The organism is Streptomyces sp. NPDC021749, from assembly GCF_040640655.1.
Classification (GTDB): Bacteria; Actinomycetota; Actinomycetes; order Streptomycetales; family Streptomycetaceae; genus Streptomyces.
Genome location: NZ_JBFACE010000008.1, coordinates 1 through 22,654, shown reverse-complemented (window position 1 = coordinate 22,654; position 22,654 = coordinate 1). Strand labels below are relative to the sequence as shown.

The following is a 22,654-nucleotide window of genomic DNA, read 5'->3' as shown; positions in this document are numbered from 1 at the left end:
GCCCCACCGGGGACGGGCCCTTCCGCTCTGTCCTGCCCTGTCAGCGGGCCGACGCCTACGCGTCGAAGACCTCCGCGACCAGCTGGGCCTGTTCGGCCTGGTGGCGCTTGGCGGAGCCCACGGCCGGGGACGAGGAGTGCGGGCGCGAGATGCGCCGCAGACGCTCGCCGTGCGGGACGTCGGCGCCGACCGCCAGGTCGAGGTGGTCGATCAGGTTGAGGCCGAGGAACGGCCAGGCACCCTGGTTCGCCGGCTCTTCCTGGGCCCACAGGTACTTCTCGGCGTTCGGGAACTTGGCGATCTCCGCCTGGAGTTCCTTGCCGGGCAGCGGGTAGAGCCGCTCGATGCGGACCAGCGCGGTGTCGTGCGCGCCCCGCTTCTGCCGCTCGGCGTCCAGGTCGTAGTAGACCTTGCCGGAGCAGAAGACGACCTTGCGGACGTCCTCGGGCTTGACCGTGGAGTCGCCGATCACCGGACGGAAGCCGCCCGAGGTGAACTCCTCCGTCTTCGACGCCGCGGCCTTCAGACGCAGCATCGACTTCGGGGTGAAGACGATGAGCGGCTTGTGGTGCGGGTTGTGCACCTGCCAGCGCAGCAGGTGGAAGTAGTTGGAGGGCAGCGTCGGCATCGCGACGGTCATGTTGTTCTGCGCGCAGAGCTGCAGGAACCGCTCGATACGGGCCGAGGAGTGGTCCGGGCCCTGGCCCTCGTAGCCGTGCGGCAGGAGGAGGGTGACGCCGGAGGTCTGGCCCCACTTCTGCTCGGCCGAGGAGATGAACTCGTCGACGACGGTCTGCGCGCCGTTGACGAAGTCACCGAACTGCGCCTCCCACATGACCAGCGCCTCGGAGCGGGCCAGCGAGTAGCCGTACTCGAAGCCCATCGCCGCGTACTCGCTCAGCAGCGAGTCGTAGACGTTGAAGCGGGCCTGGTCCTCGGAGAGGTAGAGCAGCGGGGTGTAGTCCTCGCCGGTCTCGCGGTCGATGAGCACCGCGTGCCGCTGCCCGAACGTACCGCGGCGGGAGTCCTGGCCGGCGAGCCGGACCGCGGTGCCCTCCATCAGCAGCGAGCCGATGGCGAGGGTCTCGCCCATGCCCCAGTCGATGGCGTTGTCCTCGATCTGGGCCGCGCGGCGCTGCAGCTGGGGCAGCAGACGCGGGTGCACGGTGATGTGCTCGGGGATGTTGACCTGCGACTCGGCGATCCGCTTGACGACCTCCTGGGAGATCGACGTGTCGACGTGGACCGGGAACTCCGCCTTGGGCTGCGGCACCTCGGGGGCGGCCGGGGCCGTCGTGGCGTCGCGGACCTCGGTGAAGACCTTCTCCAGCTGGCCCTGGAAGTCCTGGAGCGCCTGCTCCGCCTCTTCGAGGGTGATGTCACCGCGGCCGATCAGCGACTCGGTGTAGAGCTTGCGCACCGAGCGCTTCTTGTCGATCAGGTCGTACATCAGCGGCTGGGTGAAGGCCGGGTTGTCCGACTCGTTGTGCCCGCGGCGGCGGTAGCAGATCAGGTCGATGACCACGTCCTTGTTGAACGCCTGGCGGAACTCGAAGGCCAGCCGGGCGACGCGGACGACGGCCTCGGGGTCGTCACCGTTCACGTGGAAGATCGGCGCCTCGATCATGCGGGCCACGTCGGTGGCGTACATGGAGGAGCGCGAGGACTCCGGCGCGGCGGTGAAGCCGACCTGGTTGTTGATGACGATGTGCACCGTGCCGCCGGTGCGGTAGCCGCGCAGCTGGGACATGTTCAGCGTCTCGGCGACCACGCCCTGGCCGGCGAACGCCGCGTCACCGTGCAGCTGGATCGGCAGGACGGTGAAGTCCGTGCCGCCCTTGCCGATGATGTCCTGCTTGGCGCGTGCGACACCCTCGACGATCGGGTCGACGGCCTCCAGGTGGGAGGGGTTGGCGACCAGCGACACCTTGATCTGCTCGCCGTCCAGGCCGGTGAAGGTGCCCTCGGCGCCCAGGTGGTACTTCACGTCGCCGGAGCCGTGCATCGACTTCGGGTCGAGGTTGCCCTCGAACTCGCGGAAGATCTGCGCGTAGGACTTGCCGACGATGTTGGCGAGGACGTTGAGGCGGCCGCGGTGGGCCATGCCGATGACGACCTCGTCCAGGCGCGACTCGGCCGCGGAGTCGATGACCGCGTCCAGCAGCGGGATGACGGACTCGCCGCCCTCCAGCGAGAAGCGCTTCTGGCCGACGTACTTGGTCTGCAGGAAGGTCTCGAACGCCTCGGCGGAGTTCAGCCGGCGCAGGATGCGCAGCTGCTCGTCACGCTCGGGCGACTTGTGCTGACGCTCGACCCGGTCCTGGATCCACTTGCGCTGCTTGGGGTCCTGGATGTGCATGAACTCGATGCCGGTGGTGCGGCAGTACGAGTCGCGCAGCACGCCCAGGATGTCGCGCAGCTTCATCATGGACTTGCCGGCGAAGCCGCCGACCGCGAACTCCCGCTCCAGGTCCCACAGGGTGAGGCCGTGCTCGGTGATGTCGAGGTCGGGGTGCTTGCGCTGGTGGTACTCCAGCGGGTCGGTGTCGGCCATGACGTGGCCGCGGACCCGGTAGGAGTGGATCAGCTCGAAGACCCGGGCGGCCTTGGTGACGTCGTCGTCGTGCGACGCGTCGATGTCGCGCATCCAGCGGATCGGCTCGTAGGGGATCCGCAGCGACTTGAAGATCTCGTCGTAGAAGGCGTTCTCGCCGAGCAGCAGCTGGCTCATCACGCGCAGGAACTCGCCGGAGGCGGCGCCCTGGATCACGCGGTGGTCGTAGGTGCTGGTCAGCGTCATGACCTTGGAGACGCCCATCTTGTTCAGGGCGTCCTGCGAGGTGCCCTGGAACTCGGCGGGGTAGTCCATCGCGCCGACGCCCATGATCATGGACTGGCCGGGCATCAGGCGCGGCACGGAGTGGACCGTGCCGATGCCGCCGGGGTTGGTCAGCGACGCGGTGACCCCGGTGAAGTCGTCCATCGTCAGCTTGTTGTCCCGGGCCCGGCGGACGATGTCCTCGTAGGCCTGCCAGAACTCGAAGAACGAGAGCGTCTCGGCCTTCTTGATCGCGGCGACGACCAGCTGGCGCTCGCCGTTCGGCTTCACCAGGTCGATGGCCAGGCCGAGGTTGACGTGCTCCGGCTTGACCAGGGTCGGCTTGCCGTCCTTCACCGCGAACGAGTAGTTCATCGACGGCATGGCCTTGAGGGCCTGCACCATCGCGTACCCGATGAGGTGGGTGAAGGAGACCTTCCCGCCCCGGGCGCGCTTGAGGTGGTTGTTGATCACGATGCGGTTGTCGAAGAGCAGCTTCACCGGGACCGCGCGGACGGACGTGGCCGTCGGCAGCTCCAGCGAGGCGTTCATGTTCTTCGCGACGGCGGCCGACGGGCCGCGCAGGGTGACGAACTCGGGACCGGCGGCCGGGGCCTCGCCGTCGGCCTTCGCAGCCGGCTTCGCGGCGGCCGGCTTCGGCGCGGGCTTCGCGGCGGCGGGCCGGGCGTCGGCGGCCTTGGCCGGCGCGGGCTGGGCGGGGGCCGGGGCGCTGGCGGCCGGGGTGGCTGGCGCGGCGGCGGGCTTCGGCCCGTCCGCGGCGGGGGCCGCGGGGGCGGCCGGCGCGGCGGGGGTCGACTGGGCCGGGGTGGCCCCGGCGGGGGCGGGGGCCTCCGCCGGCGTGCTCGGCGCGGTGGCGCCGCCCGGCTTGTAGTCGGCGAAGAAGTCCCACCAGGCTCGGTCTACCGAGTTCGGGTCCTGGAGGTACTGCTGGTAGATCTCGTCGACGAGCCACTCATTGGGGCCGAAGGCGGCGGCAGGGCTCTTGCCCTGCCCCTCTTGATCGGCCTCGTTCGAGATGCTCGAAGTGTTGGGGGACTGTAGCGACACGGCGGCAACCGCCCTCTTCCGCTTCCTAAGGTGGTGGACAGCGGGAATAAAGGCTACGCCTCTTGTGACCTTTGGTGCAGTCCGGGAGGGCCACTCGTCGCGTACGTCACATTCACCGAAGGGTTTCGCGGCATGACTTGGCGGGAAACACACGGAGTTTGCCCGTGTGCGGGTAGCGCTCACCGCCGTCGCACCCACGGGGTGAGTGCTCCCACCACCGACCCTACGCCAGCGACCGTCCGTACGGTCGTCAGCTCCGCGTTGACTCCAGCCCCGGAAGAGTGACCCGGATCCGGCAACCGCGTGCGGATTCGGCCACGCCGATCCGGCCGCCGTGCAGATCCACCGCCCAGCGGGCGATCGCCAGGCCCAGGCCGGTACCGCCGTCCGTCCCCGGACCCGAGGGGCCCGGGCCGCCGCGGTTGAAGCGCTCGAAGACCCGGTAGCGCTCCGACTCCGGGATGCCGGGGCCCTCGTCCTGCACCTCCAGCTCCAGGCTCTCCGGGCCCTCCCCGCGCCGGGCGCGCACGGTGACCCGGCCGTGCCGGGGGCTGTGCTTGATCGCGTTGTCGATGAGATTCGCCACGACCTGGTGCAGCCGCTCGGCGTCCGCGTGCGCGGTCAGCTCCGGCGGCGAGACGTCGAGGTGCAGATGCACGTCTGTACGGGTGTGGGTGCCGGAGCCGGCCAGCCCGGAGAGCGTGGAGGCGCCGCGGCTCATGTTGGCCTCCTTGAGCACCCCGGACAGATACGGCCAGACCTCGAAGCGCCGGGCGTGCAGCGGCACCACGCCGTTGTCCAGCCGCGACAGGTCGAGGAGGTGCTCGACCAGGCGGCCCAGCCGCTCGGTCTGCTTCAGGGCGGTCCGCATCGTCTCGGGGTCGGGCTCGCTGACGCCGTCGACGACGTTCTCCAGGACGGCGCGCAGTGCGGCGATCGGGGTGCGCAGCTCGTGCGACACGTTGGCGACCAGCTCCTTGCGGTGGGTGTCCACCGCCTCCAGGTCGGCCGCCATGCGGTTGAAGGCGTCGGCCAGGTCGCCGAACTCGTCGCGGCGAACCGAGCGCACCCGGCGGGTGTAGTCACCGTGCGCCATCGCGCGGGTGACGTCCGTCATCTCGCCGAGCGGGGCGGTCAGGCTGTTCGCCACGAACTGGGTGATCAGCAGCGAGGCGATGATCGAGAAGATCGTGATCACCCGCAGCTCGGTCGCCGAGTGCATGGCGACGAACACCAGCAGTGTGGTGATGATCACCGAGACGCTGACCAGCGCACCCAGCGCGGCCTTGACCGAGCGGTACGGGTCCAGCGGGCGCAGCGCCTCCCAGACCCGTGTTCCCAGTTCACGGACGGGCGTCCGCCACCACCGGCGTTTCCGCAGCGGCCAGGACCGCAGGCGCCAGGGGCTCATGCCGGCGGGGTCTCCAGGGCGTAGCCGACGCCGTGCACCGTACGGATCCGCTCGGCGCCGATCTTGCGGCGGAGCGCCTTGATGTGGCTGTCGACCGTACGGGTCCCGGAGGCGTCCGCCCAGTCCCACACCTCGGCCAGCAGCTGCTCGCGGGAGAGCACCGCGCGCGGGGTGTTCGCCAGGCAGACCAGCAGGTCGAACTCGGTCGGCGTCAGATGGACGTCGGCCCCGCGGACCCGGACCCGGCGCTGGGCGTGGTCGATCTCCAGCTCACCCAGGCGCAGGATGCCGCTGCGCGGGGTGTGCGCGGCCAGTGCGGCCCGCTCGACCCGGCGCAGCAGGACGTGCACCCGGGCGGCCAGCTCGCGCATGGAGAACGGCTTGGTCATGTAGTCGTCGGCGCCGACGCCGAGGCCGACCAGCATGTCCGTCTCGTCGTCCCGGGCGGTGAGCATCATCACCGGAACGGGGCGCTGCGCCTGGACCCGGCGGCAGACCTCCAGGCCGTCGAAGCCCGGCAGCATCACGTCCAGGACCAGCAGGTCGGGCTGCCAGGCCTCGGCGGTGTCCACCGCGGCCGGGCCGTCGGTGGCCGTCTGCACCTGGAAGCCCTCGGCGCGCAGCCGGGCCGCGATGGCATCGACGATCGTGGGGTCGTCCTCCACCACCAGCACCCGGCGCTGGGCGCCCGGGGTGGCAGCGGCGGCGCCGCCCTGCGTTGTCTGAGTCTGGTCCATCGCCCGCCCCTGCATGTCCCTGCGTGGTCGCGTCTTGCTGGGCAGCAGCGTACGGGCATGGTGTGACTGTCGGCTACGCACCCTTCCGAGCGAGGTGAACGACGTCCGGGACGCCTCGGGCAACCGGGATCTCTTCCGTACGGACCCCCTGGAAACCGGCATTTCGCAGCGCTTCCTCGAAGGCCGGGGAGGGCTGGGCGGACCAGACGGCGAGCACTCCGCCGGGGGTGAGCCGGTCCCGGCAGGCGGCGAGGCCGGCGGGGGAGTAGAGGCCGTTGTTGTCCTCGGTGACGGTCCAGTCGGGGCCGTTGTCGATGTCGAGGCAGAGGGCGTCGTAGGTGACGGCGCCGCCGTCGGGGGCCGCGTCGGCCCCGGGCGCCCCGCCGGCGGACGGGCCGGCGGGCGCGCGGAGGTGGGCGACGAGGTCGGTGTGCAGGATCTCGCTGCGCGGATCGGCCAGCGCCGCGGCCGAGATCGCGGACAGCGGGCCGTTCCGGTGCCAGTCGATGACCGCGGCCTCGCGCTCGACCACCGTGATCCGGCCCCAGCGCGGCTGCTCTGCCGCACGGGCCAGCGAGAAGCCGACGCCCAGGCCGCCGATGAGGACGGCAGGCCGCTGCCGGTCGGCCGGGAGCTCGGCCAGCGCGGCGTCGACCAGCAGCCGCTCGGACCGGCCGTCGGAGGTGTCCATCAGGAAGCAGCCGTTGGCGATGATCTCGTGGATGACGGGCGGGCCACCCGGTGACCCGGCCCGTTCCCGCAGGACCACCTCGCCGTACGGGCCCTCCCGGCGGTCGAGCGTGCGCGGCGACTCGGGGCGGTCGGACGGGGTCTGCGGAGGGGTAACGGGAGCAGCCATGCGGCCATGGTGGCCAAGAGAGGCCCTGGTGGTCCAACGGCTTGAGGGGGAATAGAGGGGGTGGGGTCCGGGGCGGTACCGGGCGGCGGCGCGGGCGGGTGGCGTGCGGACCGAACGGGACCGTGGCCGTCCCGTGATGGTTGCCTCGCGTGATGCATCTCACTCTCACAGCTTCTTCATGGGTTGAGCGTGCAGGCTGGTCCGCGACGTTGTGCAGGGCGGGCGGACGTGATGCACGGCGGAGCACTCACGCACGGCCCAGTTGACTCCGGGCGTGGCTCGGTGGATGCGTCAGGACGGAAGGGGCCTCGGACCGTGAGCAGGCTGGGAACCGTCGGGGGAATGCAGGGGGAGCGGGCGTCGGACGGCCGGGCGCCGGCCGGGAGCACCGGGGCGGACGGCCCGCCCGCCGTCCTGCCGGGCATCCCCCGGCAGCGCACCGGGCGGGACACCGCGATACCCGTCGCCGCGGCGGAGGGCGCGCCCGGCCGGCCGCGCGTCCGCCCGCGGCCCTGGCGGCTGCTGCTCGGCGCCCCCTTTTCCCTCGGCTACGCCCTGCTGCTCGTGGCCACCTCCCTCTTCGCCGAGCACGCCGACCCCACCCTGGTCTCCGAGCTGCTCCAGGGCTCCAGTACGGACGTGGTGCACCTCACGCAGGCCCCGCTGCTGGTGCTGGTCGCCAGCGCACTGTGGGTCGCCGGAGGACTGACCTCCGGTTACGCGCTCGGGTTCCTCCTCGTCCTGCCCGCGCTGGAACGGCGGATCGGCGGGCTGCGCACCGCTGCGGTCTTCTTCGGCGGGCATGCGCTGGCCACCCTCGCCACGGAGGTCCCGGTCGCCTTCACCGTCGCCGCCGGCGGGCTGCCGGAGAGCTCGCTGCACCGCCTCGACTACGGGATCAGCTTCGGCGTGATGACCTGCACCGGCGCGCTGGCCGGGGTGCTGCCGGCCCGGCTGCGCTGGCCGTTGCTGGGCGGTGCCGGCTGGCTCGCCGGCACCGCCCTGCTCGCCTACGCCGACCCGATGACGGACTGGGGCCATCTGCTCTCGCTCACCCTGGGCGTGGCGAGCTGGCCACTGCTCCGACGCTGGCGGGCCGTGCGCGCCGGCCCCGCCCCGCTCCTCGGCGACCTGGGCCACCCGGCCCTGCGGAGCCCGGTCGCCTCTTGAGCCCCGTCGCCTCTTGAGCGCGGGCGCCTCTTGAGTCCGGCCGCCTCCTGAGCCCGGGCACCTCCTGAGCCCGCGCGCACGCCGGACCGCGGTGCGTGCGCCAGCATCGAACCCAGGGCGTGCGCCCGCACCGAGCCCGGGGAGGGCGCCCGCACCGAACCCGGGGAGTGCGTCCGCTGCGGACGGAGATACGTAGCTCGCCGGGGTGTGACTACGCATCCGTGCGCCGGGCGCCTACCGCGCGAGCCCCCGGCCGTCGTGGGTCAACTACGGCCGTACGGCGGACCGGTAGGTCTGCGCGATGGCGTAGGCGCAGCCGCCCAGCAGGGCGACGCCGGACAGGACGCCGCTGACGAACGGCACCCACACCACCGCACGGGTCGCGGCCATCCCGAGACCGGCCGCGCCGAGCGCGGTGAGCGCCGTCCCCGGGACGGCGACCGAGCGCCGCTGCCAGACCGCGGCCAACGCCATGAAGTGCAGGCCGACGATGAGCGCGATCCAGGCCACGGCGGTCTCGTCGGGGGCGCCCGCCCCGCGCAGCGCGAGCCGGCCGCCGATCAGCAGCAGCGCCTCGGCCGCCACCACGAACCCGAACTTCCCGCGGAACCAGTCCGCCTGCGGAGCCCCGTCCCCGTCCGCCACGGGCCGGCCCCGGCGGCCCGCCAGCAGCGCCAGCGCCAGCAGGCCCGCGAAGGTGAGCACCGCGACCACGCGCAGGGTGACGCCGACGACGGGGCTCAGCGGATCGTGCGCGTTGGCGACCACGAAGACCGTCCCGAACAGTGCACCGATGAACACCCCGGACATCCGCTGCAACATGCCGCGAACCTAGCAGTCCTGACGTTCCGTGAGGCCCGTCCGGGCCGGAGCCCAGGGGCCGTTGCGGTGGCAGGGTGCCGGGCCGGAGCCGAGGGGCCGTTGCGGCCGTGCGGGCCGCCCGGTCGCGGCCTGACCGGCCGTCGCGGCGGCGAGCCGTCAGCCGCCCCTAGCCCAGCCACATGAGCATCGCGTCCCCCTTCTCCGCCGCCGCACCGAAGAACGGCCGCAGGAGTGCGTAGTAGTCGGTGACGTAGTCCAGCGATTCCCCCCGTTCCCACACGATCGTCGGGTAGATCTCCGCCTCGGCCAGGTCCTCCGGGCCGACTCCGGCCGTCAGGCTCGTCGCGGGTATCCCCGCCAGCGCCTCGGCCGCGGTCCGCACCCGCTCGGGGGTGAGGTAGCGCGGCGGGCCGTACCCCCAGTCCTCGGCGTCCGGGACGGCTTCCTCGCCGTGCACGACGTCCACCGGGAAGCCCGCCCGGCGCAGCAGGAATCCCAGTGCGTCCCAGCTCTTGTCGACGTCCAGGCAGCGCGCGCTCGCCGGCTCGGGGACCTCTTCGGCCTCCGCCTCGCGCCGCCGGGCGACGAGCGCCAGCCCCCACTCCGGATCGCCGAGGACGCGGGTGAGTTCGGCGGGTGTCACACGTGCGTACTCTCCGATCATGCTCATGTGGCCGAGGTTAGGGGCGACCACTGACAACGCCCCCGACCACAACGCCCCCGACCACGCAGTCCGGCAGAGCGGGGAGCGCGGGCTGGGAGAATGGGACCCCATCCGGGCGCCGCCGCCTACCGCGCCCGCCGGCCGCAGGAGTACCCGCATCGTGTCCCGAGACCGCACCGCCCGTCCGCTTCCCGACGCCGCCGAACCGGGCCGGCAGAGCGGCGACTCCGGCCGCACGGCTGCCGACCTCGGCCTGAACGCCGACTGCGGCAGCTGCTTCGGGCTCTGCTGCGTCGCCCTGCCGTTCGCGCGCTCGGCGGACTTCGCGATCGACAAGGACGCCGGCCGGCCCTGCCCCAACCTCCAGGACGACTTCCGCTGCGGCATCCACCGCGACCTGCGGAACCGCGGCTTCTCCGGCTGCACGGTCTTCGACTGCTTCGGCGCCGGGCAGAAGGTCTCCCAGGTCACCTTCGGCGGCACGGACTGGCGGCAGGCGCCCGCGACCGCCCGGCAGATGTTCGACGTCTTCCCCGTCATGCGGCAGCTGCACGAACTCCTCTGGTACCTGTCCGAGGCGCTGACCCTGCCCGCCGCCCGCCCGATCCACGACGACCTGCGTGCCGCGCTGGAGAAGACCGAGGCCCTCACCCGCGGCAGCGCGGAGGAGCTCGGCGGGCTGGACGTGCCCGCCCACCGGGCCGAGGTCAACGTCCTGCTGCTGCGCACCAGCGAGCTCGTGCGGGCCCGGGTGCCCGGCCGGAAGCAGGAGCGGCGCGGCGCCGACCTGATGGGGGCCCGCCTCAAGGGCGCGGGGCTCCAGGGCGCCAACCTCCGCGGGGCGTACCTGATCGCCGCCGACCTCACCGGGGCGGACCTGCGGCGGGCCGACCTGATCGGCGCCGACCTGCGGGACGCCGACCTCAGCGGTGCCGATCTGACCGGTGCGCTCTTCCTGACCCAGGCCCAACTGAACGCGGCCCGGGGCGATGCGGCCACCAGGCTCCCGTCCGGCCTGACCCGTCCCGCCCACTGGCGCCCCGCCACCTGATCGCTCACAGCGAACGCGCGGCGGGGAACATCTCCCCGACTCCCTGCATTGAGTGGGTAAAGCTCAACTTGCTTGCCGAAGGGGAGATCATGGCTTCGACGTCCACACCGCTCACTCTGCCCGTGCTGCCCCTCGATGACGAGGTGGTGCTCCCCGGCATGGTGGTGCCCCTGGACCTGTCCGACGCGGAGGTGCGCGCCGCGGTGGAGGCCGCGCAGGCCGCCGCCTCCTCGGGCAACAAACCGCGGGTGCTCCTTGTGCCCCGCGTCGACGGGAACTACGCCGGAATCGGCACGCTCGGGCGGATCGAGCAGGTCGGGCGGCTGTCCGACGGCGATCCCGGAGCGCTGATCCGGGGCCTTGGCCGGGTGCGGATCGGGTCCGGCACGACCGGGCCCGGGGCCGCGCTGTGGGTGGAGGGCACCGCCGTCGAGGAGAGCGTCCCCGATCCCCTCCCGGGGGCGGTCACCGAACTCGTCACGGAATACAAGGCGCTGGCCACCAGCTGGCTGCGCAAGCGCGGCGCCTGGCAGGTCGTCGACCGCGTCCAGGGCATCGAGGACGTCGGGACGCTGGCGGACAACTCCGGCTACTCGCCGTTCCTGACCGTCGAGCAGAAGGTCCGCCTGCTGGAGACCACCGACCCGGTCGCCCGGCTGAAGCTCGCCACCGAGGCGCTGCGCGACCACCTCGCCGAGCAGGACGTCGCCGAGTCCATCGCCAAGGACGTCCAGGAGGGCGTCGACAAGCAGCAGCGGGAGTTCCTGCTGCGGCGCCAGCTGGAGGCGGTCCGCAAGGAGCTCGCCGGGCTCAACGGCGACCCCGAGGACGAGAGCGACGACTACCGCGCCCGGGTGGAGGCCGCCGATCTGCCCGAGGACGTCCGCAAGGCCGCCCTCAAGGAGGTCGACAAGCTGGAGCGGGCCAGCGACCAGAGCCCCGAGGGCTCCTGGATCCGTACCTGGCTTGACACCGTCCTCGAACTGCCGTGGAACGAACGGACCGAGGACGCCTACGACATCGCCGGTGCCAAGGAGGTCCTGGACGCCGACCACGCGGGCCTGGCGGACGTGAAGGAACGGATCACGGAATACCTGGCCGTCAGGAAGCGCCGGGCCGAGCGCGGGCTCGGGCTGATCGGGGGCCGCCGCGGCGGCGCCGTCCTCGCGCTGGTCGGGCCGCCCGGTGTGGGCAAGACCTCTCTGGGCGAGTCGGTGGCGCGCGCCATGGGCCGCAAGTTCGTCCGGGTCGCGCTCGGCGGCGTCCGGGACGAGGCGGAGATCCGCGGCCACCGCCGTACGTACGTCGGCGCGTTGCCGGGCCGGATCGTCCGGGCGATCAAGGAAGCCGGTTCGATGAACCCGGTCGTCCTGCTCGACGAGATCGACAAGGTGGGCTCCGACTTCCGGGGCGACCCGGCCGCCGCCCTCCTGGAGGTTCTGGACCCGGCGCAGAACCACACCTTCCGCGACCACTACCTGGAGGTCGAACTCGACCTGAGCGACGTGGTCTTCCTGGCCACCGCCAATGTGCTGGAAGCCATCCCCGAGCCGCTGCTCGACCGTATGGAACTGGTCCGGCTCGACGGCTACACCGAGGACGAGAAGGTCGTCATCGCCCGGGACCACCTGCTGCCGCGCCAGCTGGAACGGGCCGGTCTGGAGCCCGGCGAGGTGACGCTGGAGGAGGACGCGCTGCGCAAGCTGGCGGGCGAGTACACCCGCGAGGCGGGCGTGCGGAATCTGGAGCGGTCGATCGCCCGGCTGCTCCGCAAGATCGCCGCGCAGCACGAACTCGGCGAGCAGGAGCTGCCGTTCGGCGTCGGCGCGGACCAGCTGCGCCCGCTGATCGGACGGCCGCACCACACCCCGGAGTCGGCCCAGGACCCGGCCGAGCGGCGGACGGCCGTGCCGGGCGTGGTGACCGGTCTCGCGGTCACCGGCGCGGGCGGTGACGTCCTCTATGTGGAGGCGTCGCTCGCCGATCCGGAAACCGGGGCCTCCGGTCTGACGCTGACCGGCCAGCTCGGCGACGTGATGAAGGAGTCCGCGCACATCGCGCTGTCGTTCCTGAGGTCGCACGGAGCGGAGCTGGAGCTTCCGGTCGGCGACCTGAAGGAGCGCGGAGTGCATCTGCACGTACCGGCCGGCGCCGTTCCCAAGGACGGGCCGAGCGCGGGCGTGACGATGACGACGGCGCTGGCCTCGCTGCTGTCGGGCCGGCAGGTACGGCCGGACGTGGCGATGACCGGCGAGGTCTCGCTGACCGGGCGGGTGCTGCCGATCGGCGGCGTCAAGCAGAAGCTGCTCGCGGCGCACCGCGCGGGGCTCACCACCGTGATCATCCCCAAGCGCAACGAACCGGACCTCGACGACGTGCCCGCCGAGGTGCTGGACGCCCTGGAGGTCCACCCGGTCTCCGACGTCCGCCAGGTGCTGGAGCTCGCGCTGACCCCGGCCCGCAACGGCGCGGCACCGGAGGTTCCGGTCGCGGCGTGAGCGGCGCGACCCGAGCGGAAGACCCCTCCCGCGGCAGGCGGGAGGGGTCTCGGGGTGCGGGCGGGCCGTCCGCCCGCACGGCCTCCGCGACCGGCTAGCCGTTGGCCAGCGCCTGCAGCCGGTCCATCGCACCGTTGAAGCGGTTGTGGTCACCGACCGTGGGGCCGGTCGAGGTGTACTGCCAGATGGTGTGGAAGCCCCAGCCGGCCGGGAGTTCGCCGACCGAGGAGCCGTAGCGGGGGACCCACAGCGGGTTGATCGCGCCGAAGGCGGACGAATTGCCGGTGCACTGCTTCCACCAGCTGGTGGAGGTGTAGATGACCGCGTCCCGGCCGGTGCGCGCCTTGTAGGTGGCGAACCAGTCCTTCATCCAGTTGACCAGGCCGGCCGCGCTGAGCCCGTAACAGGTCGCGCCGTAGGGGTTGTACTCCATGTCCAGTGCGCCGGGCAGCGTCTTGCCGTCCTTGGACCAGCCGCCGCCGTGGTCGACGAAGTAGTTGGCCTGGGCGGCGCCGCTGGAGGTGTTGGGCGTGGCGAAGTGGTAGGAGCCGCGGATCATGCCGGCGTTGTAGGAGCCGTTGTACTGCTGCGCGAAGTACGGGTTGGTGTAGCTGGTGGACTCCGTCGCCTTGACGTAGGCGAACCGGGCGCCGCTGTTCCAGAGCGTTGACCAGGCGACGTTGCCGTTGTGGCTGCTGACGTCCACTCCTTCGACGGACGCCAGGAGCGAGCCCGCCGGCGGGGCGGTGCGGCCGGCCGCGGTGCCCTCGCGCTTGGCGATCTGCGAGCCGGCCCAGTCCTGGCCGGGGTGGGTCGGCTCGGGCGCCCGCCGCACGGCCGCGGCACCGGCCGTGCCGGGCAGCGCCAGGAGCAGGGCGAGGAGGGTGAGGAGGGCCCCGGTCACGGTCGCGAGCGAGCGTGCGGGGCGATGGGGGGAGCCGGATCTGAGCACGGACATACGTGTCTCCGGAGATCTCGGTGTGACCTGAGGGGGATGAGTGCTGCTCTGAGGGGGGTGATCTGCCGGCATGGCGCGGGCGTGGCTGACACGGAGGTGCGGTGTGCAGGGACGCGCGGCGGAACCTTTGGCGAACGGCCGCTGTTTGGTGTGGCCATGCCATAAATGACGATACGCGCGTAGACCGGCGCGACAAAAGAGGGTCCCTGGGCTGCCGTTGGTCTAATCCTGCGAAATACTGGCCGAGCTGCGGCTTCGGCCGCCGCGGGCGGAAACTTTCAGACCAGGAAACGCGAGAAGGGGCGCTGACGTGCACAACCCCGGGGCCGACGGGACGCCGGCGGACGGCGAGCCGACCGGTGTGGACCACGTATTCCTCGCCCTGGAACGCGAATTGGCGGTGTTCCTCCGCCGGGCCCGGGCCTCGTCCGGCGAACTCGCCCGGGAGGTGCACCCCGACCTGGAGTCGTCCGCCTACGGCCTGCTGGTCCGGCTGGCCGACGCCGGCGCGCAGCGCGCCACCGACCTCGCCGGGTTCTTCGGCGTCGGCAAGGCCACGATGAGCCGCCAGCTGCACGCCCTGGAACAGCTCGGGCTGGTCGCCCGCGCACCCGACCCGGCCGACGGCCGCGCCGTCCTGGTGCGCCTCACCGACGAGGGCCGGGAACGCTTCACCCGCGTCCGCAACGACCGCCGCGCCCGGTACGCCCGGCGCCTCGCCGCCTGGGACCGCCGCGAGGTGGCCGAACTCGCCCGGCTGCTGCACCGCTTGAACACGGAGCAAGAGGGCGAAGAGGGATGAAAGCCGGCCAGGTGACCGGTCCCGCCGCTTAATTCCCGCTGCGGAACGAACCACCGCGGAACGACCCGCCGCAGCCGGGTGCGTCCGGCCAAGAGCCGGCCCGGAAACGCCCGTTACGCACCCACCAGCCCGGCAAGAGCCGTCACGCACGGGATTGTCACGGCATGACGAAAACCACCGCGGCGTCGTCCCGGGCCTTGCCCCGCGCGTAGGCCGTGCACTCCGGATCCGCCGCCTCCGCGGCCCGCACCCGGTCGATCAGGGACTGGGGGCCCTCCTCGGCCACCACGCGCACGCAGTCCGCCCAGGAGCCCTCCCCGAAGACCTCGACCCAGCGGCCTGCGCCGTCGCTGAGCGCGGTCAGCGAGCGGATCCGGGCCCGCGGGGTGGTGCCGGTGACCGCGCGGGCCGCCACCGACGGATCGGCGGCCGCCGTGAAGAAGCCGCCCTCCGCGTTCCGCAGCGCCTCGACGGCCCGCCCGTACTCCCGGCCCGCCGCGGCCCGTTCCGCCGACCCGCGGGGCAGCGCCCGTACGGCGGCGCGCTGCGCCCGGACCGCGGGCGGCAGTTCGTCCAGCCGCGGGTCCACCACGGGGTGCACCGAACCGTCGATGTGCTCCAGGAGGAGCACCGAATCGGACAGGACGAGGTGCTCGACGGTGTCCGCGGACCACCTGGCGGCCACCACAGTTGCCTGCGGAGTGCGGACGTGAGAAAGGTCACACGTGCCTCGGTGAACGGCGGCCGTCCGGGAGATGGCCGAGGCCAGCGCCTCAGCCAGCGTCATATCCCGCCGCGAAACCGACAGTTCGAGCATTGCGCCGCCGAGCCGCGCGGTGAACCACGGGACCGTGTGACGGCATCCGTAGTCCTCCTCGGGCGGGGTCACGCCGTCCAGCAGGACCAGCACTCCGCCCTGGCCGGAGGCAGGCAGAGCTACCGATGCGTAGTCCTCGTTGGGGCGTTGGGCACCGCCCGGCTCGGTGGCGAGTTCGATGCGCATGCCGGCCAGTGTGCCGGAGGGCGCGGATTCCACCGGGTGACCGGCGCGCACCGCGACGTTCGGCGTACGGGCAGGTCAGCGCCGTGCGGAAGGTACGGACCGGGGGCCCGGCGGCGTGCGGGCGCGCATCCTGCCAGGACGGGGACGCATCTCCAAACCCGTTCGGGGGTTGCGCGGGGTTGCGGCGAAAATCGTTGCCGCACGGAAGTTGATGGCCAAACTCCGAGTGATGTTCACTCGTTCGGGTGGCCGGGCATGTGTTGCCGAGCCACTGCGCGGGGCCGGTGGAATGGTCGATGCCCGGAATCACGGGGGGCCAGGCCATTCGTTGCGACGCGCAGAGCCGGACTGTTCCCCCTCGCGGAAGTATGCGCCGCTGCGGAGTGCGCGCAGGTCCGCCCGCGAGCGGAGAGCGAGCCGGGTCCGCGACGCCACACGGCGTGGGCAGGCGAGACAGGATTGCGAGCAGCGGTGCGGAAGATGCGGCTTCGGGGCGGCGCAGGGAAGCCGGGTTCACCGGCCGGTTCGGTCTCCGGACCGGGTACGGGTACGGGTCCTGGCAAGAGCTCCGGTTCCGGCAAGGGACCGGGCACGACCGGCGGTGACGACCTCGCGGGGCGCCGTCCCGCACGGGTCCGCAACCGGCTGGTCGGCGCGGTGGCCGTCGTGGCCGCCGCCGTCCTCGGAGCCGGCGCCCCCGGTCTGCTCGGCACGGCGGACGACGCCAACAACAGCCAGCAGCTGGTCGACCTGGCCGAACTCAACGCACGCGCCATCGCCCTGGCGCACTCCCTCGCCGACGAACGCGACGGGATGACCGCGTACGCCGCCACGGGACGCAACGGCCGTACGGGCACCGGCGACAACGGCGCGGGTGCGGGCAGGAGCACCGGCCCCGGGAACGGCAGGGCCAACGGCACCGGCACCGGCGGCACGACCGGAGCGGGCGGAACCGGCACGACCGGCGGAACCGGCACGACCGGTGGAAGCGGAACAACCGGCACCACAACGGCCGGAACCGGCACCGGTCTCCCCGGCGTCAACGGCACCCGGGCGCACACGGCCGCGGCCCGCACCGCCGTCACCAGCGGGCCCGGTGCCGACAGCGCCGCCGTCGCCCGCCCGCAGCGCGCCCGCGTGGACCGGCAGATCGACGACCTGCGCACCGAGGCCCAGGACGGCTCGGGCGACAGCGCGGTCTACGCGACCGCCGACAAACTGCTCAAGACCCTCCCGGAAACCCGTCAAAAGGCGCTGACCGGAGCGGAATCGGCCGAGCAGGTCTACCGTGCCTACACCGGCATCATCCAGGCGCTCGGGGCGATCAGCGACGACATCGCCCGCGGGCTGCCCGCCCGGGCGGACTCCGCGGCCGCCGACACCCGGGCGCTGCCCGCGCTCGCCCGCGCCACCGACCAGGCCGCCGGCACCCGCGCGCTGCTGCTCGCCGGGCTCAACGCGGGCGGCAACCAGCCCACGCTGACCGGCCTCGCACAGGTCGCGCACGTCCGCGAGCAGGGCGCGCTGGGCGACTTCCGGGAGACCGCGAGCCAGGGCGCCCGGGACCGGTTCGACCGCACCGTCAACGGCTCGGACGTCAGCACCGCCGAGCGCTATCTGACCCGGCTCACCGACCAGCCACGCCTGGACGCCGCCGATCTGCGGCTCAGCCGCCAGCGGGTGGAGAACGCCCTCACCGCCCGGATCGGGCTGATGCGGGGCGTCGAATCGGCCATGGCCACCGCCGACGTCCAGCGCCTCGGCCAGCTGCGCGACGACGACGTCACGGAGCTGGAGGTCCGGATCGGCCTCGCGGGCCTGTGCCTGCTGCTCGCCGTCGGCGCCGGCATCTGGGCCGCCCGCTCGATGACCCAGCCGCTGGCCGCGCTGCGGATCGGCGCCCGCCGGGTGGCCGCGGACCCGGCGCACGAGGACCCTGTCACCTACAAGGGCCGCAACGACGAATTCGCCGCCACCGTACGGTCGGTGAACGCGCTGCACGCCCAGGTCGGCGAGCTGTCACGGCGCACCACCGAACTGGAGGGCGAGCGCAAGCGGCTGGTCGGCGGCCGGCAGCGGCTGGTCGCCGAGCGTGAGGTGCTGCAGGAGCAGAACGAGGCGCTCAAGGAGGAGATCGCCGACCTCACCGAGCGGCTCAAGGCCGCCCACACCGGTGTGCAGGGCCGGTTCGTCAACCTCGCACTGCGCACCCTGGGCCTCGTGGAGCGCCAGCTCGGCGTCATCGAGGGGCTGGAGGAGACCGAGCAGGACCCGGAGCGGCTGGACACCCTCTTCAAACTGGACCACTTCGCCGCGCGGATGCGCCGCAACAGCGAGAACCTCCTGGTCCTGGCCGGCGCCGAGCAGCACGGCAACAACCACCCCGGCCCGGTCCCGCTGCTGGACGTGCTCCGCGCCGCGGTCAGTGAGATCGAACGCTACGAACGGGTGCGCATCCAGTCGCTGCCCCCGCACTCCCAGGTCGCCGGGTTCGCCGCGGACGACCTGAGCCACCTGGTCGCCGAACTCCTGGAGAACGCCACCGCGTTCTCGCCGCCGGACGCCCACGTCGAGCTGTCCGGCTGGCTGCTGGAGAGCGGTGAGGTGATGCTCTCCGTCCAGGACGAGGGCATCGGGATGACCGCGGAGCGGATGGCCGAGCTCAACGAGCGGCTGACGGACGCGGAGGCCGCCTCGACCGCCGAGAACATCGACGAGGCGCTGGGCCTCGGGCTGTACGTGGTGGTGCGGCTGGCCGCCCGGCACGGCGTCCGGGTCCAGCTGCGGGACGCCAAGCAGGGCGGGGTCACCGCCGTCATCGTGCTGCCCGGCTCGATCCTGCCGACCCGTCCCGGCCCGGCGTCCTCGCTGACCGTCCAGCACGATGCGCACGCCCCGGGACTGCCCGGGTCGGTGGCCGAGGCCAACTCCAACACGCTGCAGACGCGGGTGCCGCGGGTGGACCCGGCGGCGGGCCGCGCCGCGTCGGAGACCGAGCCGGCCCCGGAGGGCAACGCCGCTGCGGGGCCCGCCCCGGCCGCCCAGGAGGCCGGTCCCGCGGGCGGCTCCGCGGACGACCCGTTCGTCGCCGCCGCGGAGCGCGCGATCGACGCGGCCGGGATCCCGGCCGGCGGCACCGGTGAGCACACCCGGCCCCGCGAGGTCACGCCGGACGAGCCCGCGCCGGCCGCCGCCCCGGCCGCACCGGACCCGTACGCCATCGGCCCGGACGAGCACACCCGCGCCGAGGCGGCCACTCCGGCCCCGGACCCGGCACCCGCGGCCACGGCGCCCACGGACACCGCACCCGCAGAGGAGGCCCCTTCCGCCACGGCGCCCGACGCCACGGCGCCCGCGGCCGCCCCGGAGAAGCAGCGGACCAGCCTGGGCCTGCCCAAACGCACGCCCAAGATCGTGGCGCAGCAGCAGGCGCCCACCGCCCCGCGCAAGAGCGGCGCGGCCAACGCCGAGGCACTGCGGCGCCGGCTCGGCGGATTCCAGCAGGGGGCGCGGACCGGCCGACGCGACGTGGCGGCCGAACTCGCAGGACATACGACGGACCAGACCGACCCACTGAACGACACCGACGGAGCGGGGGCCCCGGAAGAGAGCCAGATTGTCGAGGAGGCACGCGAGTGATGGCGCAAGCGCCCACTGCTTACGGACAAGGACTGAGCAGCCAGGCCCGCAATCTCCACTGGTTGCTGAGCAACTTGGTGGAGGAGGTGCCGGGCATCCGCTCGGTCGCGGTGGTCTCCTCCGACGGGCTGCTGCTGCTCAGCTCCGACCCTGACCGGGCGGACGGGGCGGCACGCCCCGGTGACGCCGGCGGGCCCCGGGGGTCCAGCGCCGACCTCGCCACCATCGTCTCCGGGCTCGGCAGCCTCACCCAGGGCGCCGCGAAGCTGATGGACGGCGGGGCCGTCAAGCAGACGATGATCACGATGGACGAGGCCAGCGTGTTCGTGATGTCGATCAGCGACGGTTCGCTGCTCGGCGTGCACGCCGCACCGGACTGCGACATGAACGTCATCGCCTACCACATGGCGCTGTTCGTCGGCCGGGCCGGCCACGTCCTCACCCCCGAACTCCGCACCGAACTCCGCAAGTCGATGGAGAGCGCCCAGTGAGTAAGTCCCCCAAACTCCCCGTGCGCGGCGGGGATCGCAAACCCTCGCGCGTGCGGCCGTATTCGCTCACCGGCGGCCGCACCCGGTTCGGCCACGTGCTGCTCGTCGAGACCTTCGTGGCCGCGCTGGAAGCCCCCGAAGAGCGGCGCGAGCTCACGTCCGGCGGCTGGGGCGACCGGGTGATGCCGGAGATGCGGGCGATCGTCGAGCTCTGCCGCCGGATGCGCTCGGTGGCGGAGATCTCCGCCCTCCTCAAGATGCCGCTGGGCGTGGTCCGCGTCCTGCTCAGCGACCTCGCCGACCAGGGAAAGATTCGCGTCTACGGCACCGGGCACGGCACCGGTCGGCCCGACCGCGCGCTGCTCGAAAGGGTGCTGAGTGGACTTCACAGGCTCTGACACGATATCGGCCGGGCCGACGACGACCGCCGGTTCCGTGGGTCAGGCCGGCCCGGTGGCCACGGCCGCCGACGCGGGGCTGCAGAGCTGGCAGACGGACCGCTCGCGGGCGCCGATCGCCACCAAGATCGTGGTGGCCGGTGGCTTCGGCGTGGGCAAGACCACGTTCGTCGGTTCGGTCTCGGAGATCACTCCGCTGCAGACCGAGGCGGTGATGACCCAGGCCAGCGAGGGCACCGACGATCTGACCGCCACCCCGGAGAAGACCACGACCACGGTCGCGATGGACTTCGGACGGATCACCCTCGACCAGGAACTGGTCCTGTACCTGTTCGGCACGCCCGGGCAGCAGCGGTTCTGGTTCATGTGGGACGACCTGGTGCGCGGCGCGATCGGCGCGATCGTGATGGCCGACACCCGGCGGCTGGAGGACTGCTTCCCGGCGCTGGACTACTTCGAGAGCTGCGGACTGCCCTACGTCGTCGCGGTCAACCACTTCGAGGGCACCGACAGTTACGAGGCCGAGGACGTCCGCGAGGCGCTGACCGTACCCGCGGCGGTACCGATCGTGATCATGGACGCGCGCAAGCGGCCCACCGTGGTCCAGTCGCTGCTCGCCCTGGTCGGCCACGCCCTGGAAACCGCGCCGGAGTAACCGGGCCGGCCCTCCTACGGGCCGGCCCTTCGCCGGGCCCCGCCCCCCACCGCGGGCCCGCCCTGAGGGGCCACCCCTCGCACGACCCCACCCCTCACCCCCGAAACATCGCAGTAGCAGAGAAGAGTGCCGCCATGCGGAAAATACTCGTCATCGGAGCCGGCCAGTCCGGCCTCCAGCTCGCCCTGGGCCTGCAGTCCAAGGGCTACGAGGTCACCCTCATGTCCAACCGCACCGCCGACGAGATCCGCTCCGGCCGGGTCATGTCGACGCAGTGCATGTTCGACACCGCCCTCCAGCACGAGCGCGACCTGGGCATCAACTTCTGGGAGAGCCAGGCCCCGCGCATCGAGGGCCTCGGCGTCTCCGTCGCCGCCCCCGGCAGCCACGAGGGACCCGACGGCTCCCAGCGCGCCATCGACTGGGTCGGCAAGCTCGACGGCTACGCCCAGTCCGTCGACCAGCGGGTGAAGATGGCCGGCTGGATGGAGACCTTCGCACAGCGCGGCGGGCAGCTCGTCATCCACGGCGCCGCCGTCTCCGACCTGGACTTCTTCGCGAGCCGCTACGACCTGACGCTGGTCTCGGCCGGCAAGGGCGAGCTGGTGTCCATGTTCGGCCGGGACGCCTCCCGTTCGCCGTACGACACCCCGCAGCGGGCGCTGGCCGTCGCCTACGTGCACGGCATGGGCCCGCGCCCCGAGCACCCGGACTTCGAGGCGGTGCGCTGCAACGTCGTCCCCGGTGTCGGCGAGCTCTTCGTGATGCCGACGCTCACCACCTCCGGCCGGGCCGACATCCTCTTCTGGGAGGGCATCCCCGGCGGCCCCCTGGACGTCTTCCAGAACGTGAAGGACCCCGGTGAGCACCTGGCCGTCACGCTGGACCTGATGAAGACGTTCCTGCCGTGGGAGTACGACCGCTGCACCAAGGTCGAGCTGACCGACGCCCACGGCACGCTGGCCGGCCGCTACGCGCCCACCGTGCGCAACCCGATCGGCCGGCTGCCCTCCGGCGGCCTGGTCCTCGGCGTCGCCGACGTGGTCGTCGCCAACGACCCGATCACCGGCCAGGGCTCCAACTCGGCCTCCAAGTGCGCCGCCGCCTACCTCGCCTCCATCGTGGAACGCGGTGAGAAGCCGTTCGACGAGGCCTGGATGCAGGCCACCTTCGACCGTTACTGGGACACCGCCCAGCACGTCACCAAGTGGACCAACGCGATGCTGGCCCCGCCGCCGGAGCACGTCCTGAACATCCTCGGCGCGGCCGGCCAGCTCCAGCCCATCGCCGACCGCTTCGCCAACGGCTTCAACGACCCGTCCGACTTCGAGAACTTCTTCTTCGACCCGGACAAGGCCGCGGCGTACCTCGCGTCGCTCGGCTGACGTTCCTCGGCGCGCTCAGGGGTGCCGCGTACGTACTTGGCTGTCCCGCCGCGGGGCGTCTCGCCGTTGCGCTTTGCGGCGCCCCGTACGTACTCGTCTGACCCGCCGCGGGGCTTCTCGCCTGGCGCCTGCGGCGGGCGGGGTTGTTGTCGGGTGCGGTGACGGTCCTGCGGGGCCGGGGTGTGGGACTGCTTCGCTTTACGTCCCACACCCCGGCCCCACCGG

The 22,654-nt window shown here is 72.6% G+C and carries 17 protein-coding genes; 9 read left to right on the top strand and 8 right to left on the bottom strand.

Going from position 1 to position 22,654, the window contains the following annotated elements; translation table 11 throughout:
* Positions 1 to 55: 55 nt before the first annotated feature.
* From AB0G35_RS10220 to AB0G35_RS10205, 4 genes are all read right to left on the bottom strand, one after another.
* Positions 56 to 3,886 carry a multifunctional oxoglutarate decarboxylase/oxoglutarate dehydrogenase thiamine pyrophosphate-binding subunit/dihydrolipoyllysine-residue succinyltransferase subunit gene (locus AB0G35_RS10220; RefSeq protein WP_360946760.1) on the bottom strand — a complete coding sequence of 1,277 codons (3,831 nt, stop codon included), beginning with the start codon at positions 3,884 to 3,886 and terminating at the stop codon, positions 56 to 58.
* 250 nt (positions 3,887 to 4,136) lie between these two features.
* Positions 4,137 to 5,297: an ATP-binding protein gene (locus tag AB0G35_RS10215; RefSeq protein WP_360946758.1), complete on the bottom strand. Its 1,161-nt coding sequence runs from the start codon at positions 5,295 to 5,297 to the stop codon at positions 4,137 to 4,139.
* Positions 5,294 to 6,034, bottom strand: coding sequence for a response regulator transcription factor (locus AB0G35_RS10210; protein WP_360946756.1), 741 nt, complete (start codon positions 6,032 to 6,034; stop codon positions 5,294 to 5,296). Before AB0G35_RS10210 ends, AB0G35_RS10215 begins: the two co-directional genes overlap by 4 nt.
* 73 nt (positions 6,035 to 6,107) lie before the next feature.
* Positions 6,108 to 6,893, bottom strand: a complete 786-nt coding sequence (locus tag AB0G35_RS10205) for a spermidine synthase (protein ID WP_360946754.1) — start codon at positions 6,891 to 6,893, stop codon at positions 6,108 to 6,110.
* Positions 6,894 to 7,235: 342 nt separating this feature from the next.
* On the opposite strand from AB0G35_RS10205, the gene AB0G35_RS10200 reads away from it, so the two are divergent.
* The gene (locus AB0G35_RS10200) at positions 7,236 to 8,063 is read left to right on the top strand and encodes a rhomboid-like protein (protein ID WP_360947109.1); all 828 of its coding nucleotides are present in this window, start codon (positions 7,236 to 7,238) and stop codon (positions 8,061 to 8,063) included.
* A gap of 267 nt (positions 8,064 to 8,330) precedes the next feature.
* Here the strand turns inward: AB0G35_RS10200 and AB0G35_RS10195 are convergent, their stop codons facing one another.
* On the bottom strand, positions 8,331 to 8,885 hold the full coding sequence (locus tag AB0G35_RS10195; protein ID WP_360946752.1) for a hypothetical protein: 555 nt from the start codon (positions 8,883 to 8,885) through the stop codon (positions 8,331 to 8,333).
* 166 nt (positions 8,886 to 9,051) lie between these two features.
* The gene (locus tag AB0G35_RS10190; protein WP_360946750.1) at positions 9,052 to 9,555 is read right to left on the bottom strand and encodes a YfbM family protein; all 504 of its coding nucleotides are present in this window, start codon (positions 9,553 to 9,555) and stop codon (positions 9,052 to 9,054) included.
* A gap of 247 nt (positions 9,556 to 9,802) precedes the next feature.
* Here AB0G35_RS10190 and AB0G35_RS10185 point away from each other — a divergent pair, with 247 nt between their 5' ends.
* Positions 9,803 to 10,600, top strand: a complete 798-nt coding sequence (locus AB0G35_RS10185; RefSeq protein ID WP_360947107.1) for a pentapeptide repeat-containing protein — start codon at positions 9,803 to 9,805, stop codon at positions 10,598 to 10,600.
* 89 nt (positions 10,601 to 10,689) lie between these two features.
* Positions 10,690 to 13,098, top strand: a complete 2,409-nt coding sequence (gene lon / locus AB0G35_RS10180) for an endopeptidase La (protein WP_360946748.1) — start codon at positions 10,690 to 10,692, stop codon at positions 13,096 to 13,098.
* A 94-nt stretch (positions 13,099 to 13,192) separates the two neighbouring features.
* Here lon and AB0G35_RS10175 read toward each other — a convergent pair whose 3' ends face one another.
* Positions 13,193 to 14,056: a lysozyme gene (locus tag AB0G35_RS10175; RefSeq protein ID WP_360946746.1), complete on the bottom strand. Its 864-nt coding sequence runs from the start codon at positions 14,054 to 14,056 to the stop codon at positions 13,193 to 13,195.
* 310 nt (positions 14,057 to 14,366) lie between these two features.
* Here AB0G35_RS10175 and AB0G35_RS10170 point away from each other — a divergent pair, with 310 nt between their 5' ends.
* Positions 14,367 to 14,858 carry a MarR family transcriptional regulator gene (locus AB0G35_RS10170; protein WP_360946744.1) on the top strand — a complete coding sequence of 164 codons (492 nt, stop codon included), beginning with the start codon at positions 14,367 to 14,369 and terminating at the stop codon, positions 14,856 to 14,858.
* Positions 14,859 to 15,015: 157 nt separating this feature from the next.
* Here the strand turns inward: AB0G35_RS10170 and AB0G35_RS10165 are convergent, their stop codons facing one another.
* The gene (locus tag AB0G35_RS10165; RefSeq protein WP_360946742.1) at positions 15,016 to 15,861 is read right to left on the bottom strand and encodes a hypothetical protein; all 846 of its coding nucleotides are present in this window, start codon (positions 15,859 to 15,861) and stop codon (positions 15,016 to 15,018) included.
* Between the two features lie 480 nt (positions 15,862 to 16,341).
* Here AB0G35_RS10165 and AB0G35_RS10160 point away from each other — a divergent pair, with 480 nt between their 5' ends.
* The 5 genes from AB0G35_RS10160 to AB0G35_RS10140 all read left to right on the top strand — a co-directional run bounded on the left by AB0G35_RS10160 (position 16,342) and on the right by AB0G35_RS10140 (position 22,429).
* Positions 16,342 to 19,500, top strand: a complete 3,159-nt coding sequence (locus tag AB0G35_RS10160) for a nitrate- and nitrite sensing domain-containing protein (protein WP_360946740.1) — start codon at positions 16,342 to 16,344, stop codon at positions 19,498 to 19,500.
* Positions 19,500 to 19,991 carry a roadblock/LC7 domain-containing protein gene (locus AB0G35_RS10155; protein WP_360946738.1) on the top strand — a complete coding sequence of 164 codons (492 nt, stop codon included), beginning with the start codon at positions 19,500 to 19,502 and terminating at the stop codon, positions 19,989 to 19,991. The genes AB0G35_RS10160 and AB0G35_RS10155 overlap by 1 nt, the downstream gene beginning before the upstream one ends.
* On the top strand, positions 19,988 to 20,389 hold the full coding sequence (locus tag AB0G35_RS10150; protein ID WP_261955719.1) for a DUF742 domain-containing protein: 402 nt from the start codon (positions 19,988 to 19,990) through the stop codon (positions 20,387 to 20,389). The genes AB0G35_RS10155 and AB0G35_RS10150 overlap by 4 nt, the downstream gene beginning before the upstream one ends.
* Before the next feature lie 37 nt (positions 20,390 to 20,426).
* Positions 20,427 to 21,044, top strand: a complete 618-nt coding sequence (locus AB0G35_RS10145; protein WP_360946736.1) for an ATP/GTP-binding protein — start codon at positions 20,427 to 20,429, stop codon at positions 21,042 to 21,044.
* Positions 21,045 to 21,178: 134 nt separating this feature from the next.
* Positions 21,179 to 22,429, top strand: coding sequence for a styrene monooxygenase/indole monooxygenase family protein (locus AB0G35_RS10140; RefSeq protein WP_360946734.1), 1,251 nt, complete (start codon positions 21,179 to 21,181; stop codon positions 22,427 to 22,429).
* The last annotated feature ends 225 nt before the right edge of the window (positions 22,430 to 22,654 follow it).

Coding starts and splice junctions, on each gene's coding strand:
- AB0G35_RS10175 (WP_360946746.1), bottom strand. CDS start 14,056: ATGTCCGTGCTCAGATCCGGCTCCCCCCATCGCCCCGCACGCTCGCTC.
- AB0G35_RS10210 (WP_360946756.1), bottom strand. CDS start 6,034: ATGGACCAGACTCAGACAACGCAGGGCGGCGCCGCCGCTGCCACCCCG.
- AB0G35_RS10160 (WP_360946740.1), top strand. CDS start 16,342: ATGCGGCTTCGGGGCGGCGCAGGGAAGCCGGGTTCACCGGCCGGTTCG.
- AB0G35_RS10155 (WP_360946738.1), top strand. CDS start 19,500: ATGGCGCAAGCGCCCACTGCTTACGGACAAGGACTGAGCAGCCAGGCC.
- AB0G35_RS10165 (WP_360946742.1), bottom strand. CDS start 15,861: ATGCGCATCGAACTCGCCACCGAGCCGGGCGGTGCCCAACGCCCCAAC.
- AB0G35_RS10140 (WP_360946734.1), top strand. CDS start 21,179: ATGCGGAAAATACTCGTCATCGGAGCCGGCCAGTCCGGCCTCCAGCTC.
- AB0G35_RS10200 (WP_360947109.1), top strand. CDS start 7,236: ATGCAGGGGGAGCGGGCGTCGGACGGCCGGGCGCCGGCCGGGAGCACC.
- AB0G35_RS10195 (WP_360946752.1), bottom strand. CDS start 8,885: ATGTTGCAGCGGATGTCCGGGGTGTTCATCGGTGCACTGTTCGGGACG.
- lon (WP_360946748.1), top strand. CDS start 10,690: ATGGCTTCGACGTCCACACCGCTCACTCTGCCCGTGCTGCCCCTCGAT.
- AB0G35_RS10205 (WP_360946754.1), bottom strand. CDS start 6,893: ATGGCTGCTCCCGTTACCCCTCCGCAGACCCCGTCCGACCGCCCCGAG.
- AB0G35_RS10215 (WP_360946758.1), bottom strand. CDS start 5,297: ATGAGCCCCTGGCGCCTGCGGTCCTGGCCGCTGCGGAAACGCCGGTGG.
- AB0G35_RS10190 (WP_360946750.1), bottom strand. CDS start 9,555: ATGAGCATGATCGGAGAGTACGCACGTGTGACACCCGCCGAACTCACC.